Below are 16,729 nucleotides of genomic sequence, written 5' to 3'. Positions count from 1 at the left end.
TCAATATTTAATATGTATTATTGAGTTTTATGACTACATTGATATAATAAAAGGTAGATATGTATTAAAGGAGAAAAAGATGAACAATAATACTAATTATTCAAATTATGAAGACTTAGGGCTAAGAGATGCGCAGTTAATAATGGCAAGCATTTTAAAAGATGTAAAAAAAATTTGTGACAAGCATAATATTAGATATTTTTTAGATGCTGGAACGCTTATAGGAGCGGTTAGACATAAAGGATTTATACCATGGGATGACGATATTGATATTGGAATGCTTAGAGAAGATTATAATAAATTTTTAAGTGTAGTTAAGAATGAATTACCTGATCATTTATTTTTGCAGACTCATGAAAATGATCCTAATTATGATATCTATCAAGTTCCATGCAAAATAAGATATAATAATACACTTTTTATTGAAGATAAGATTGCAGAAAATGAAAAGATGCATAATGGTTTATTTATAGATATTATACCTTATGATAGTCTTCCTAAAAAAAGATGGGTATACAATATTCAAAGAAAAATAAGTAATTTTGTATTAAGAAGTTTCATAAGAATTAGAGAAAAACCTGAAAAGCTTACATTAAAAAATAAAATTACATATTTTGTTTATAATATTGTATCAAGTATTTTTACAACAAAAAGAAGACAAAAGTTATTTGATTTTTTAGTTAAATGGAATGATAAAGATTCAGAATGCATGGGATATGGATTGGATACAGTATGGAGTCAGTACATATATAAAAAAGAGGACTTTTTTGATTTGATAAAAGTTGAATTCGAAGGAGATTATTTTAATGCGCCTAGGAATTATGATGCTGTTTTAACACAATTGTATGGCGATTATATGACACTTCCGAAAGAAGAAGACAGAGTATGGCATGCCAGAATAATCAAAAAGTTAAAAAATGCCCAATAGGCATGTTCGTTTTAATTATAAAAGAATGTAGATTTATTTATAGTAGTAAAACTATTTCTCTAAATAAGAGTATTTTTACTTAGCTATAATGAATGAAAATGAAAATTTACTTAAGAAAATGGCTTAATATTGCATATGGGCATCAATACTAGTATAATTCAAGTAGTGTTGAAAAGTTTAAAGTTATTTGACGGTACAGTATTTAAATATAAAAGTATATCACTCATTTCTGGTTGGAATATATTTCATGGGCTAAGTATAGTTTGTTATTGGGATATCCACAATTGATGTGAAAAATGATAATTTTAACATATATATTCTTTAAAACAAAAGAATATATATGTTCATAATGTCTATTAGTCCAATATTATAGTAAGTTATGGCATTAAATAGGCCGGTATGCTGACTTATTGTTTTCTGAATATAATTAAATAAAAGGAGCGAATAGTTTTGGTAAAAGTATCTATCATTACTCCTGTTTATAATGTAGAAGAATGTATTGAAAGAAGTATTAAATCTGTTATGAATCAAACTTGCAAAGATTTTGAACTTTTACTTATAGATGATGGATCGAAGGATAAAAGTATCGATATAGCAAGAGGATTACTTGAAAATTCAAGTATAAATTATAAAATCATAACTCAAAAAAATTCGGGTGTTAGTGCGGCAAGAAACAGAGGAATAAAAGAAGCTAGTGGAGAGTATATAACTTTTTTAGATTCAGATGATTATATTGATCATAAATTTGTTGAGCGTATGTATGAAAAAGCCGAAGAAAGTAAATGTGAGATAGTTTTTTGTGATTATAGTGAGGTTGACGCTAAAGGAAATGTACTAGTCCAAAATAGAACTAACTATTTAAATGAGTTTATTAGCGGAAAAGAAGCTGCTCTTATGCAGTTAAAAGATGATATAACAATAGGAATGAGAAGTGCTATATATAAATCTTCCATTATACAAGATAATAATCTTTTATTTGATACTAAAAGAAAATATGGAGAAGATATGGTCTTTGTTGTAAAGGCATTGTTATATGCAAAAAAAGTTATAAGCGTAAATGAAGTATTGGCTTTTTATGTTATATGGGGAAATTCTGTGACTCAAAATGTATCATTGAAGCATTTGGATTGCTATTATTCATATATTGACCTATTAAATGATATAAAAGGTGATGAAAGCTTAAAGAAGATAAAAAGTTTTTTAGTTGAATTTAAGATACCTTATTCAATATCACATGTTTTTTCGGTATTAGGTAAGGATTCAAATTTCCATGAGGAACTTTTTAAGTTTTTAAATAAAGAGGATGTAAGAAAATATTTAAAGAATTATAAAATGCAAAAGTTGGATAAGAATAATATTAGATATTCTATTCAATGTAAGGGAATGCTGTCTTGTCCTAAATTATTAATAAAAGTTTTAGATAAAGTAAGATAATAGTTTAAATTAGGACATTTTAGTGAGAATCTCTGAAGTAGGAGGGGAAGTATAGTGAAGAATTGGAAGACTTTTATAGTTATGATAATCGATATGTTTATGGTTAATATGGCATATCTTTTCTCAATAAATATAACCAATAGTGGAGATTTTACATTAATTGCGAAAATATACACTCATGATTGTATAGCGTTAAGTTTAATTTATTTAGTATGTTTTTACTTGTTTAAAATGTATGAAAGTCTATGGCATTTAACAGGTACTGACGAGTTTTTGTTAGGTGTTGGTGGAAATATTTTAGCAGGAATAATATCAATAGGGTATACTAGAATTCTAGGTAATACAATTCCGTTAAATGTTTCGGTTGTCGGAATACTTTTAAGTATTTTCTTTGTATTAGGATATAGAATATTGTATAGGGTATATAGAAGAACTCTTTTGTACATACCATTTAAATACTCATCAGACCAAAGAAGAGTAATGATAGTCGGGGCTGGCTCGGCTGGAACTATGCTTATTAATGAAATGATGGCAAGAAGAGAACTAAAGTATAATCCGATAGTTCTTATAGATGATGATAAAAGTAAACTTGGAAAAAGAATATCAGGTGTAAAAATAGAAGGAAACAGATACGATATACCTTATATAGTTGGAGAACAGGAAATAGATCTAATATTAATTGCAATTCCATCTCTTGATGCTAAAAATAAAGCAGAAATAATTGAAATTTGTAAGAATACAAATTGTAAACTTCAAATAATACCTGGAATGTATGAAATACTAAGTGGAGATGCTACGGTTAGTAGAATAAAAGATGTTGATTTAGAAGATTTACTTGGAAGAGATCCTATTCAGCTTGATAATAAAGGAATCTCAGATTATATAGAAGGAAAGACTATATTAGTGACCGGAGGGGGAGGATCAATAGGTTCGGAACTTTGCAGACAAATTTCTGTATATAATCCTAAAAGACTTATAATATTTGATATTTATGAAAACAATGTATATGATATACAAAATGAACTGAGAGAAGAGTTTCCAGACATGAATCTTACTGTATTAATAGGTTCAGTTAGGGACAGAAAGAGACTTCATGAAATATTTACAAAATATAGAGTAAATGTGGTATTCCATGCAGCAGCACATAAGCATGTGCCTTTAATGGAAGATAGTCCTAAAGAGGCTATAAAAAACAATGTTTTTGGAACTTTGAATTTAGCATTAGAAGCAAGTGAGGCTAACGTAGAAAGATTCGTTATGATTTCAACAGATAAAGCTGTTAACCCAACTAATATTATGGGAGCAACAAAAAGATTATGTGAAATGATCATTCAAGCCATGGATAAGCAGTCTAGGACAGAGTTTGTTGCGGTTAGATTTGGAAATGTGCTTGGAAGTAATGGATCAGTAATACCATTATTCAAAAGACAAATTGCTAATGGTGGCCCTGTAACTGTAACTCATAAAAAGATTATTAGATACTTTATGCTAATTCCAGAAGCTGCGCAGTTAGTGCTTCAAGCCGGTGCTTTTGCAAGAGGCGGAGAGGTTTTTGTATTAGATATGGGAAAACCAGTTAAAATTTATGACTTGGCATGTGATTTAATAAGGCTTTCAGGGCTTGAACCCAATAGAGATATAAAAATTGTAGTTACAGGTCTTAGACCAGGAGAAAAGCTATACGAAGAACTTTTAATGAGTGAAGAAGGATTAGAAAATACGGTTCACAATAAAATATATGTAGGTAAACCAACATTTGAAGATATGAATAGCTTAACAACTAAGCTGGAGCAATTACAAAATTTATTGGAGCTTAACGATATATCAGAGATTAAGCATCAAATGCAAAAGATAGTTCCAACATATCATTATAAAAACGAAGATGAAGTGGCTGCAGAAAATGCAGATAAGGAGTAATAATGACGAGAGAAGATGTAATTAGAAATATATTTTTAGCTATTATATTTGCTATTAGTGGATTTTTAGGAATAGCAAATGGAAGTTATATAGTATCTATAATGTACATATTGACAGTAGTAATATTAGTAGTTTTTATTCTTAAAGATAAAGATTTATATAATATGTTTTATACACTACTTTTAATTTCTGCATTTTATGATTATACATTGTATGTGCCAAGAGTACAAAGTGTATACTTATTTCATATAGTTTTGGGCATATTTACACTTATGTCATTGTTTAGAATATTTAAAGACAGACAGATTTTAATGGACTTGGATAGAAAAGTATTAGCAATATATGTACTTTGGTTTATATATATGTGTGTTAGTATAATATGGTCGTTAAACAAAAGCTTATCAATAAAATATATAGCTATCTACTTGATGATGTTTGCGTTTATTGTAAATATGATGGTATATAACATTAATAGGGAAAGAATTAAAAAAACAATTGCTATATTATTGTCGCTACTTTTACTTATCGTATTAATTGGTTTTATAGAAGTTATTCTTGGAAGACAATTGCCAGTTAAACATTACGCTGACGCATTTATTGAGTTCTTGCCAAAAGATCAACAAAATCTAATAAATGCAAGACCAATAGTATTTTCATTTAATCCAAATAATTTATCTGCTACACTTGCAATGTTGTTACCAATTGGGTTTTATGCAATATACAAAGTTGAGAATATGTTTTTCAAGATAGTTTGTATAATTGCTTCAATTATTGCTTTTTCGCTAATTTCAATAATAACATCAAGAACAGGTTTTGCAGCAGCTATATTTGGAGTTGTAGTTTATTTGATTTACTCAATTATAAATATAAAAAGGATAGGATTGAAGGGGATATTATGCCCATTGATTTTGGCTATTTCTCTTTTTGGAGCATTTAAATATAGTTATATGATAATGAATATTGCACAAACAGAATCTGGTCAAGAGCAAAAGAAAAATGGTCTCGCGGATAAGGTTAATGCTTTAGAAGATTCCGAAATTCAAGAAGGTGGAGAAGGGTCTCTTAATGTTAGAGCGACAATAATTACGGACGTATTAAGAGGCACAATAAAGGAAAAGCATTATCTAGGTTATGGTGTAGGAAATGTTGAACAATATATTAAGGATCAAGGAAATACGGGAAATATATATAGTCCACATTGCTATCCAATAGAGATACTTGGTGATTTTGGATTACCAGGGTTAGCGCTTTATGGTATATACTATTTATATTTATTGGTTCAAAATATAATTATTGGGATAAAGAAAAAAAGTGCCATGTGCTTTGCAGCTGCAACTGGGCTTATAGCGTTTGCACCAGCAAGTTTTGGGCCTAGTTCCATAACGTATGTATTTTCATATTGGATGCTTATGGGGTTTGCAGTAGCGTGTATACAAGTTTACAAAAAGGAAAGTGATGAGTATAGACCAACATCATCATCTTCAATGAAGGAATATAGAATAGGATAATAGAGAACACGAGTATTTATAAGTTAAAATATAGCATAATTCAGATATTAATATATTATCAAATAAAAAATGGAAGGAATGCCTTCCATTTTTTATTTGATTATTTTGAGTTGTTAAAGTTTTATATTTCAAATGTTTAGAATATGTTGATTTACACTTATCCTAAATATTTCTCAATAATTTCTGTAATTATTGAAGAACTGTCTCCATTTCCAAATGCAGAAGCAGGAGTACCTGTTGGATTGAAGTTTTCTATAGCATCCATTATCTTATCAGAATTGCTTCCAACTATAACGTTCCAACCGTTAGTTACGGTTTCAACCCATTCAGTTTCATCTCTCATAGTTATACATGGTTTCTTTAGGAAGTATGCTTCTTTTTGAACTCCGCCACTATCTGTAACTATCTTTTGAGAATTTTCCTGAAGAGAAATCATATCTAAATATCCTACAGGATCAATAATTCTTATATTTTCTCCAACATGCAAATCATACGTTTCAATAAATTTCTTCGTTCTAGGATGTAGTGGAAGTATGATTCTCTTACCAGAGTTATTTAAAGCGGTAATGATTGAAGATAATCTTTCAATACTGTTAGTGTTTTCAGCACGATGTATTGTTGAAAGTATATAACTATTTGGTGCTAAATCAAGTTTGTTAAGTATTGTTGATATATCTTTAGCTCTTTCTTTAAAGAGATTTATTGCATCATACATTACATCACCGACATTATGAACACCTTTTGTAATATTTTCATCCTTTAAGTTATTTAAAGCAGTTAAAGTAGGTGTGAAAAGTAAATCGGATATATGGTCTGTTAATATTCTATTTTGCTCTTCAGGCATAGCCTTATTGAAACTTCTAAGACCAGCTTCAACGTGCGCTACAGGAATTAATAATTTGCTTGCACATAGGCTACCTGCAAGAGTTGAATTTGTATCTCCATAAACTAAAACCATATCTGGCTTTTCTTTTAAGTATATTTCTTCAAGAGATATTAACATGCTGCCAGTTTGATGTCCATGATTAGATGAACCAATGTTTAAATTATAATCTGGCTTTGGAATTCCAAGCTCTTCAAAGAATATGTCAGACATATTATTATCATAATGCTGTCCTGTGTGTACTAAAATTTCACTGTTTCCATTTCTTCTAATTTTATTAGATACTGTCGCGGCTTTAATGAACTGTGGTCTTGCACCTATAACAGTTAATACTTTCATATAATAGGCCTCCTTAAATTTTAGGTATTTATTTGTAAATTATTTATATTTACGTATAAATAAATATAAAGTGAAGTTTATTTGAGATTAGAATTATCTCAATCTGAATATTAGTTAAACTTATAAAAAATAATCATCACAATGTCTAGGTGTATGCGAATGATATTACACTTACGCAGAATTAAAAATTGATTTAGTGTAACTCGTCTAAGCGAACCACTCAAAAGCGAATTCCTAAAGTTTACATTTTAGAAACATAAGATTTCGATTTAGAGTTTTTATGTTCTGTCCTTCGCCATCTCCCTGTGAGTACTTGGCTTATTGCTATATAATCACTCAGCTGACTTTTGAAAGAAGGCTCTCTCATAAAGAGTAAGTGCTATAGAGGCTAGACATCAGATAACGTTATTTTATCATATAAAATTCATAAATGAAATAATATGGGTGATATTATAAAGTAAAAGCTTATATTCATATTGTTGAAATGAAGTATTTCATATGTTATCCTTATACTGATTATAACTCTGGAGGGAAAAAGATGAAAAACTGTTTAGTACTTTTAACTAAAGTTTTTCCTTTTGATAAAGGAGAAGAATTTATAGAAGGCGAAATAAAAATGCTTTCTGAAGCTTTTGAAAAAGTAATAGTGATAGCAACTAGTGTAGCTGATGATGCGGTACAAACAAGAAGTATTCCTAGTAACTTTGAAGTACATAAAATTAAGGCTTCAAAAATAAAGCATAGTTTACCTATTAGTGCTGTGAAGCTATTTCCATTTTATAATTATAATGGATGTGTAGATAAAGAAGAACGCAATGCTATTAGTGGTTCCATAAAAAAGAAAGCTTATTTAACATATTTTACAGCAAAAGCAAACAGTGTTTTAAAAGAAGTTTTGGAAATCATTAAAAAATATAATATGGATGAGTATAGCGGGATAACTTTATATAGTTATTGGTTATATGATATTGCTTTTGTGGCAATAAAACTTAAAGAACTTTATGGTAAAAAGATTACAAGAGTAGTAAGTAGAACACATAGATATGATCTTTATGCTAATGAAAACTCGATGAATTATATACCACTTAGATATTATTTCCTAAGAAATTTAGACGCGGTATATCCATGTTCTGACGATGGAAGTAATTATCTAAAGAAGCTTTATCCAGATTACTCAGATAAAATTAAAACTGCATATCTTGGGACAAAAGATTATGGAACTTCGCAAGGATCAAAAGACTTAACATATAGAATTGTGAGTTGCTGCCATGTTTCACCAGTAAAGCGTATAGATTTATTGGCAAAGTCACTGGCAACATTGAAAGATTCGGGATTAAATCTAAAATGGACACATTTTGGAGCAGGAGATGGTTTGGATCAAATTAAGGAGTATGCAAGAGAAAATCTTGATTTTATGGAGACAAATTTTCCTGGGAGTGTTAAAAATTCCGAGTTAATGGAATATTATAAAAATGAATCAGTCGATTTGTTCATAAACACAAGTAGTTCAGAAGGATTACCGGTTAGTATCATGGAAGCATGTTCTTTTTCAATTCCAACAATTGCGACTAATGTAGGCGGTACGGCTGAGATTGTTAAAGAGGGCGAAACTGGATTGTTATTGGATAAAGATTTCTATCCTGAGGAGCTTGGAAATAAAATTAAATATATGGCGGAAATGTCAGAGGAAGAAAAACAAAAATTCCGTGATAGATGCCGTTCACTTTGGACTGAAAATTTTTGTGCAGATAGTAATTTTAGAAAATTTGCACATGGAATTAGAGCAGTCCAATAAAATCAATTAAAAAGTTCTGATTTATTTTTATCAGAACTTTTTGGTATATATTAATTATAGATTATCTAAGAAGAATGTGGCAGAAAGTTTTATCTAAGATGATTGCGGATAGGTTAGATTTTAGCATTCACTTTCCAGACTCACCTTCGTTCGTGGATAAGTTTGACTAGCAAAATCATAAAATAGATAATTGTGGTAGAGAGTATGGAAAGAGTATTTTGGGCAATTCTTAAGATATTTTTCAGAGGAAACTCGACTCACATACGCTCGCTGAGTAAGTTCACATAGCAAAATCATAGATTTTGAGCTTCACTTATGTTATAATCTATAGCGTTAATTAACATTATAATGCAAAAAAGGAGCAATTAAGATGAATATCTTACTTATAAATCATTACGCAGGGTCTGATTATCATGGAATGGAATTTAGACCTTATTATATGGGGCGAGAATGGGTTGATATGGGACATAAAGTAATCATACTTGGTGCTGATTTTTCACATTTACGAAAGAAAAACCCACAAATAAAAGAGGATTTCGAAGAAGAAATTATAGATGGAATTACATATGTATGGGTTAAAACTCCAGAATATCAGGGAAATGGAGTTGGAAGAATTAAAAATATATCAACATTCATGTTCAAATTGAGAATGAATTATAAGAAACTTGCCGATAAATATAGACCAGATGCAGTAATAGCATCTTCGACTTATCCTTTAGATATATATCCAGCTCATAGGATCGCAAAGAGGAGTAATGCTAAACTGTTTTTTGAGATACATGACTTATGGCCTTTAACGCCAATGGAAATAGGAGGGTATTCTAAGAATAATCCAGCTATAGTTATGCTTCAAAGAGCAGAGGATTTTGCTTTTAAAAATTGTGATAAAATTATTTCAATTTTACCTAATGCAGATAGTCATATGAAAGATAGGGGATTTAGTGCGGATAATTATGTTCATGTTCCAAATGGAATAATTGTTGGAGAGAAAAAAAATGCTCCTATGGAAAAAACTATTGAAAGATTACAAGAACTAAAAGATGAAGGTTATTTCTTAGTTGGATATACAGGAAATCACTCGCCAGCTAATGTATTAGATACGATGATTAATGCTGCAAAGAAAACTACAGATGAAAAAATAAAGTATGTATTAGTTGGAAATGGAAACGTGAAAAATGAATTAATACAATATGCTAAAACTAGTAATGTAACGAATGTTGAATTTCTAGATCCTGTACTTAAAGATAATATGGATAATGTACTAAGATTATTAGACATATGTTATATAGGACTAAAAAAGCAAAATTTATTTAATTATGGCGTAAGTCCAAATAAATTATTTGACTATATGATGGCAGCAAGACCAGTAATATATGCAGTTGAGGCTTCGAATGATCCAGTGAAGGATTCGAATTGTGGTATTACGGTACCAGCAGAAGATCCAGATGCTGTTGTGAAAGCAGTTATGGATATTAGAAACTTAAGCGAAGATGAAAAAAATAACTTGGGCCAAAATGGTAAGGATTATGTGTTGGAAAATCATACTTATCGCGGGCTTGCAGAGAAATTTTTAGATGCACTAAAATAACTTAAAAATTTATGAAGAAATTCAATAATATGAGCTGAATTGACTAAAAAGTTGTAAAATAGTTAATATAATATTATATGTTCTGAAATAAATGAATTAGGAGTAAATAGATGAATACATTCAATAAAGTAGTTAAAAGAATATTTGATTTGATATGTTCTACTTTAGGACTTATAGTTTTAAGTCCGATTTTGATAGTTATTGCCATTAGGATAAAAACAGATTCTGATGGACCTGTATTTTTTAAACAAATAAGAATTGGTGAAAAAAATAAAGAATTTGAGATTTTAAAGTTTAGAACTATGGTTGTGGATGCGGAAAAGTTAGGAAGACAAATTACTGTAGGGAATGATAGCAGAATTACTAAAATAGGTGCTTTCTTAAGAAAATATAAACTTGATGAACTTCCACAATTAATAAATGTATTTAAAGGGGACATGAGCCTAGTAGGGCCGAGACCAGAAGTTCCTAGATATGTAAAGATGTATAATGAGGAACAGAGAAGGGTTTTAGAAGTTAAACCAGGGATAACAGATTTGGCATCAATTAGATATAGAGATGAAAATGATTTACTTGGAGAAGCAGAAAATCCTGATGATTTTTACATAAACACAATTATGCCAGATAAACTTGCATTAAATCTAGAATATATAAATAAAAATAATATATTTTTAGATATTTATATAATACTTAAAACAATAGTAAAATGCATTTAATCAAAGAAAAATATAGATTTGTAATTATCTCAGACAGAATTCGAAATTAAAAAATCAAAGAAAATCGTTTAGATAGCTAATGAAGTTAAAATACTATTATTTAAAATTAGTGTCTTAACTTCTGATTTTAGCGTATGTATTTAAAATATTGTTCTAAATGCATTGGTAAAACTAACTTTAAAGGAAATTATGAACTATTGAATTTGACTAAAAGTATTTAATTTGAGAGAGGTAGATTAATATGAAAAAATTAAAATTTGCTATTATTGGTTGCGGAAGAATCTCATATAAGCATGTTGAAGCATTAGCTAAAAATGTAGAAGAAGCGGAACTTGTAGCGACTTGTGATGTGGTTTTAGAAAAAGCGGAAGCAAAGAAATCTGAATACATAGAAAAAACTGGATCAGCTGAAGATTCTGTGCATGTCTATACAGATTATAAAGAAATGTTAGAAAAAGAAGATATAGATGTGGTTACAATAGCAACAGAAAGTGGTTATCATGCTGAAATTGCTATTCATAGCATGAAAAAGGGGGCTAGTGCATTAGTAGAAAAGCCAATGGCTATGTCCATTGAAGATGCTAATGAAATGATTAAGGTGGCTAAAGAAAACGATGTTAAGCTTGGAGTTTGTCATCAAAATAGGTTTAATAAGCCTATACAGAAATTAAGAGAAGCTATAGAAGACAAAAAGTTTGGAAAATTAGTTAATGGTACAGCTAGAATACTTTGGAATAGGAATATGGGATATTATGAACAAGCACCTTGGAGAGGAACTTGGGCATTAGATGGTGGTACACTTATGAATCAGTGTATACATAATATAGATTTACTTCAATGGATGATGGGTGGAGAAATCGAAAGAGTTTATGCTGAATGTGATACTTATCTAAGAGATATTGAAGCTGAAGATTTTGGGGCTGTAATAATAAGATTCAAAAATGGTGCTATTGGAATAGTTGAGGGATCAGCTTGTGTTTATCCTAAAAATCTAGAAGAAACATTAAGTATATTTGGCGAAACAGGAGCAGTATCAATTGGTGGTCTTGCAGTTAATGAGCTTGAAACATGGAGATTTGAAGGCGAAGATGAAGAAGCGGTTAAGAAGTCTGTAAATGTTAAAATAGACAACGTATATGGGGAAGGTCATACACCGTTATTTAAGGATGTAATAGATGCTATAAATGAAAATAGAGATCCACTAGTATCAGGAGAAGAAGGTAAGAAGGCAATGTCTATAATACTTGCAGCATATAAATCAAGAAAAACAGGAATGCCAGTAAAATTTCCATTAACAGATTTTAAAACATTAGATATGAAAGAGAATTAGCAAAGATTTTAGTTTAAATGTATTAAGTTGTTGAATACATTTAAACTATTATTTCATAAATATGTAAAAAGTATATATAAAATAGGAATACTTAAAAAATGTGTTGGGCAAAATTAATTAGAATTGTTTATTATGGCTTAATATATTTAAATTACCAATAATAAGATGAGAGGATGATATATCGTGAAAGTAAAAAAAGCTATTATACCAGCCGCAGGTCTTGGAACAAGATTTTTACCTGCAACTAAGGCACAACCAAAGGAGATGCTTCCAGTAGTTGATAAACCAACAATTCAATACATAGTTGAAGAAGCAATCGCTTCTGGAATTGAAGAAATCTTAATCATTACAGGTAGAAACAAAAAATCTATAGAAGATCATTTTGATAAATCAGTAGAATTAGAATTAGAATTAGAGAAGTCTGGAAAATCAGAATTACTTGAATTAGTAAGAGATATATCTGATATGGTTGATATACATTATATAAGACAAAAAGAACCAAGAGGATTAGGTCATGCAATTCATTGTGCAAAAACTTTTGTTGGAAATGAACCATTTGCTGTTTTACTAGGTGATGATATTGTTGATAGCGAAAAACCATGCTTAAAACAATTAATAGACTGTTATAGCGAATATAAAACTACTATCCTAGGAGTTCAAACAGTAGCTAAAGAAAATGTTTCCAAGTACGGTATAGTAGATGGAATACATGTTGAAGATAGAGTTTATAAGGTAAAAGATTTAGTTGAAAAGCCTAATACCGAAGAAGCGCCAAGTAATGTTGCTATACTTGGAAGATATATTATAACACCAGAAATATTTAATATATTAGAAAATACTAAGCCAGGAAAAGGTGGAGAGATTCAATTAACAGACGCATTGAAAACTTTAATTGGAACTGAGGCTATGTATGCATATAACTTTGAAGGTAAAAGATATGACGTGGGAGATAAACTTGGATTCTTGCAAGCAACAATAGAATTTGCCTTAAAGAAAGATGAATTAAGAGATGAATTTATAGATTATTTAAGTTCTAAGCCATGGGAAAATAACTATTAGAAAATAAATTAAGAGTAATTAAATTAATAAATCCTAAAGTATATTTTAGGATTTATTAATTTATAAAATATACATAACGATAGTAGTTTTGATATGTATATAAAAATCTAATGTTAGAAGTTGAACTTTTAAAAACTAATAACGATTGGTATACTTTTGAATTAAAAATCTTATACCAAATATAATTAGTGAAATAAGTAATACAATATTTAATACCGAATTACCAAATTGTATAAATAGTGTACATATCAATAAAAATATAAATACACCTAAAAGCCATTGTATAAATCTCATTATTTTGTCTCCTCGTAAAATTAATTTTGTAATATTAGTTTATCCTAAATTGAAAGATGCAATTCATGAAAATTTTCCTAGTAATTGAAGAGAGATGAAGAATATAGTAAAAATCGTTATAAAAAGAACTAATTATAATTAACCTTATTATAATTTTTTGTGGCGTGTACATGCTGGCATATGCAATTTAAAGATATAGTAAAATTTACAAACAGCTTGAAGTAATTGTATTCAATTATTTTATTACTTGTAGTATAATTGTATTAAGTATAAAATAATGGTAAATTTAAGTTGTTATATAATCATGGAGTTCGTATGATTAGAGGATGGTGGGACAAATGCAGGATTATGAGAAGCTGTATAAATCGCTAAAGATAGAATATGAAACATATCAGAAGTTTTCAGAACAACATATACAAGAACTAAATGAGAAAAACGTAAGACTAGAAAAGAGCATAGATTCTTTATCTAATATAATAGAAGTAAGTAAATATATAAATACATTTTTTAGCAGTGATAATTTAATATCTCTAATTAATGACATGATTCTTGGAATACTAGGAGTTACATATTCAACCATATTTATGATAGAAAATGGTGAGTTAATAGTTAAGGCAAGCAATATTGAGAATATGAATATAAATCTAACTTCTAAGGAGTTTGTGCATATAAACAAGGGCGAGGAATTCTTAGTTAATTCCAGAAAGCCTTTGAAGCAGACTGGAGAACATAAAATAGACATACATTCAATTATGGGATCGCCAATAAAGCTGAGAGAAAAATTTATTGGATATATAGTAGTAGAACATAATCTCTATAAATTTATGAACATAGAGCTTAAACTTTTCCTTAGATCAATTGCAAACCAGATTGCAATTGCAATAGAAAATTCTTTGCTATATAAAGAATTAGAAAAAATAAATCAAAGAGACCCTCTACTTGGAATATATAATAGGAAATACTTTTTTGAATTCTTAGAAAAGAAGGAGAATAGAAAATTAAACGATAAATTTGCCATAGTAATGATAGATATAGATGATTTTAAGAAGGTAAATGATACATATGGTCATCAATTTGGTGATAAGATTTTGGTTAACACAGCTAATATTATTAAGTGTGGAATAGACAAAAATGATATCTTCGCCAGATATGGAGGGGAAGAATTTATCCTATATATTTCGGATTTTACTAGTGAGGATAATGTATATAGCAAAATTGAAGCTATACGACGTACAATTGAAGGTAGTAAAATAAATTTTAACGGTAGAGATGAGTCTATAACAGCAAGTTTTGGAATTTCATTTTTCCCTTTAAATGGTACAGACTTAAATGAACTTATAAGTAAGGCTGATGATTTATTATATAAAGCTAAAAAAAGTGGTAAGAATAGAGTTCTGAGTGGAAATATATTTAAAATCTAATAATAATATTATAAAGCAAACTTATTTATATTAATAAGAATGCTTTTTTATTATTTAGGCTAATAATATTTTATAGTGGATAAGTAAAAAAATTATTATTAAATTAAAAAGTAGTTATTGGATAAATTTATATTATCTTTAAAGCATCCGGTAAAATATTTTGTAACTTGTGGTATTTATTAATAAATATATAAGGAGGGTATATTATGGATAGTAAAAAGTTACTATCTTTGATAAAAAGAGAAGAAGGAACAAAGTTAGATTTTAAATTGAAACTAGAGCTTTTCTGTGAGACAGGTAAGAAAGAATTAACTAAAGATATATGTGCCATAGCTAATTCGAGTGGGGGAAGAGGATATATAATTGTTGGAGTTGAAGATAAAACAAAGAATATTATAGGCATACAAGAAAATGACATGTTTAAAGAAGAGCAGATACAGCAAATAATAACGACAAGATGTGAGCCTCCAATACCAATAGAAGTTGATTTTGTAGAGATTAAAAATAAGAAAATAGGCGTAATATCAATTTATGATGGGGGACAAAAGCCATATCAAGTTAGGGATAATGGAGCTTTTTATATAAGGAGAGGTTCTACTACAGATGTAATGAGAAAGCAAGAATTAATTGTATTATTTGAGGAAAATCTAAGCTTAACTATTGAAACATGCCCTCTTATAAAAAGTAGCATTGATATTCTAAATATGGAATTGGTTAATAAATATTTCAGCAAAAAGGGTATAGAAATTAATGAAGAAAATAAGAGATTTTTACTGTTAAGTGCAGGAATAGCCTTTGAACATAAAGAAGGCGCACCTCTTAAATGCACATATGGAGGATTGCTTGTATTTTCTGATAAGAATTATATATATATTCCTAACAATATGATAAAAATCATTAATAAGTTAGAAAAAACCAATGGAGAATTGCACATAATTCAAGGAAATCTTTTATCTATGATAGATAGTGCAGAAGAAAAAATAAAAGAGATATTACCAAAGAATTATCCAATGCAAGCAATAATTGAAGCAATAAAGAATGCAGTTCTATATAGGGAGTACTTTGATTTGAATAAAATAATCGAAATAATTATAGATAGGAATAAAATTATTATTTCAAGCCCTGGTGAGTTCATAGATGAAAATGTAAAAGGGCAAAGAACCAATTATAATAAAAGAAATATTTGGTTATATGAAAAACTAATTTCTTTAGATGAGAAAAGAAGATTTTTAAATAGCGGAAGAGGATTTACAATTATTAAAAATTCTTTTAAAGGGAAAGGCAGAGTTAAATTTATTAATTCACGAGCAGAACATAGTTTCAAGGTGATATTGCCGGGCATTGAAATTAAATGACATGGAGTTTAAATCTAAATAAGTGTATATAAAATATGAATTATTGCCAAAATTTAAGGTTGAGGATATACTATAATAAGTAATTCTAATATGAAATTTAGAATAATCTTACTTTATTAACCTGAAATGCAGTATAAGTTAAAAACTTAGGTAACAAAAAGT

12 protein-coding genes are annotated in these 16,729 nt (G+C 28.9%); 11 read left to right on the top strand and 1 reads right to left on the bottom strand.

Annotated features, from left to right (window positions below; genetic code table 11):
• The first annotated feature begins 79 nt into the window (after positions 1-79).
• From L1S46_RS21980 to L1S46_RS21965, 4 genes are all read left to right on the top strand, one after another.
• Positions 80-928: a LicD family protein gene (locus L1S46_RS21980; RefSeq protein WP_077309535.1), complete on the top strand. Its 849-nt coding sequence runs from the start codon at positions 80-82 to the stop codon at positions 926-928.
• A 450-nt stretch (positions 929-1,378) separates the two neighbouring features.
• On the top strand, positions 1,379-2,362 hold the full coding sequence (locus L1S46_RS21975; protein ID WP_017211264.1) for a glycosyltransferase: 984 nt from the start codon (positions 1,379-1,381) through the stop codon (positions 2,360-2,362).
• A 54-nt stretch (positions 2,363-2,416) separates the two neighbouring features.
• The gene (locus tag L1S46_RS21970; protein ID WP_238900957.1) at positions 2,417-4,279 is read left to right on the top strand and encodes a nucleoside-diphosphate sugar epimerase/dehydratase; all 1,863 of its coding nucleotides are present in this window, start codon (positions 2,417-2,419) and stop codon (positions 4,277-4,279) included.
• 2 nt (positions 4,280-4,281) lie between these two features.
• On the top strand, positions 4,282-5,787 hold the full coding sequence (locus L1S46_RS21965) for an O-antigen ligase family protein (protein WP_238900956.1): 1,506 nt from the start codon (positions 4,282-4,284) through the stop codon (positions 5,785-5,787).
• 157 nt (positions 5,788-5,944) lie between these two features.
• Here the strand turns inward: L1S46_RS21965 and wecB are convergent, their stop codons facing one another.
• Positions 5,945-7,009, bottom strand: coding sequence for a UDP-N-acetylglucosamine 2-epimerase (non-hydrolyzing) (gene wecB / locus L1S46_RS21960; protein WP_077855247.1), 1,065 nt, complete (start codon positions 7,007-7,009; stop codon positions 5,945-5,947).
• Between the two features lie 538 nt (positions 7,010-7,547).
• Between wecB and L1S46_RS21955 the strand changes: the two genes are divergently transcribed.
• From L1S46_RS21955 to L1S46_RS21925, 7 genes are all read left to right on the top strand, one after another.
• A complete protein-coding gene (locus tag L1S46_RS21955) occupies positions 7,548-8,804 on the top strand; it encodes a glycosyltransferase (RefSeq protein WP_238900955.1) in 1,257 nt (418 codons plus the stop codon).
• A gap of 370 nt (positions 8,805-9,174) precedes the next feature.
• A complete protein-coding gene (locus L1S46_RS21950; RefSeq protein WP_238900954.1) occupies positions 9,175-10,392 on the top strand; it encodes a glycosyltransferase family 4 protein in 1,218 nt (405 codons plus the stop codon).
• Between the two features lie 110 nt (positions 10,393-10,502).
• Positions 10,503-11,108: a sugar transferase gene (locus tag L1S46_RS21945; RefSeq protein ID WP_012060775.1), complete on the top strand. Its 606-nt coding sequence runs from the start codon at positions 10,503-10,505 to the stop codon at positions 11,106-11,108.
• 241 nt (positions 11,109-11,349) lie between these two features.
• Entirely contained in the window at positions 11,350-12,438 is a 1,089-nt protein-coding gene (locus tag L1S46_RS21940; RefSeq protein WP_238900953.1) for a Gfo/Idh/MocA family oxidoreductase, read from the top strand.
• Between the two features lie 183 nt (positions 12,439-12,621).
• Positions 12,622-13,497, top strand: a complete 876-nt coding sequence (galU, locus tag L1S46_RS21935; protein WP_012060773.1) for a UTP--glucose-1-phosphate uridylyltransferase GalU — start codon at positions 12,622-12,624, stop codon at positions 13,495-13,497.
• Between the two features lie 632 nt (positions 13,498-14,129).
• The gene (locus tag L1S46_RS21930) at positions 14,130-15,212 is read left to right on the top strand and encodes a diguanylate cyclase (protein WP_012060772.1); all 1,083 of its coding nucleotides are present in this window, start codon (positions 14,130-14,132) and stop codon (positions 15,210-15,212) included.
• A gap of 206 nt (positions 15,213-15,418) precedes the next feature.
• Positions 15,419-16,567 carry an RNA-binding domain-containing protein gene (locus L1S46_RS21925; protein ID WP_238900952.1) on the top strand — a complete coding sequence of 383 codons (1,149 nt, stop codon included), beginning with the start codon at positions 15,419-15,421 and terminating at the stop codon, positions 16,565-16,567.
• The last annotated feature ends 162 nt before the right edge of the window (positions 16,568-16,729 follow it).

This window comes from Clostridium sp. YIM B02500 (assembly GCF_022324665.1).
Classification (GTDB): domain Bacteria; phylum Bacillota; class Clostridia; order Clostridiales; family Clostridiaceae; genus Clostridium; species Clostridium beijerinckii.
The sequence above is the reverse complement of the archived record's forward strand: the minus strand, read 5'-3'. Positions and strand labels throughout refer to the sequence as shown.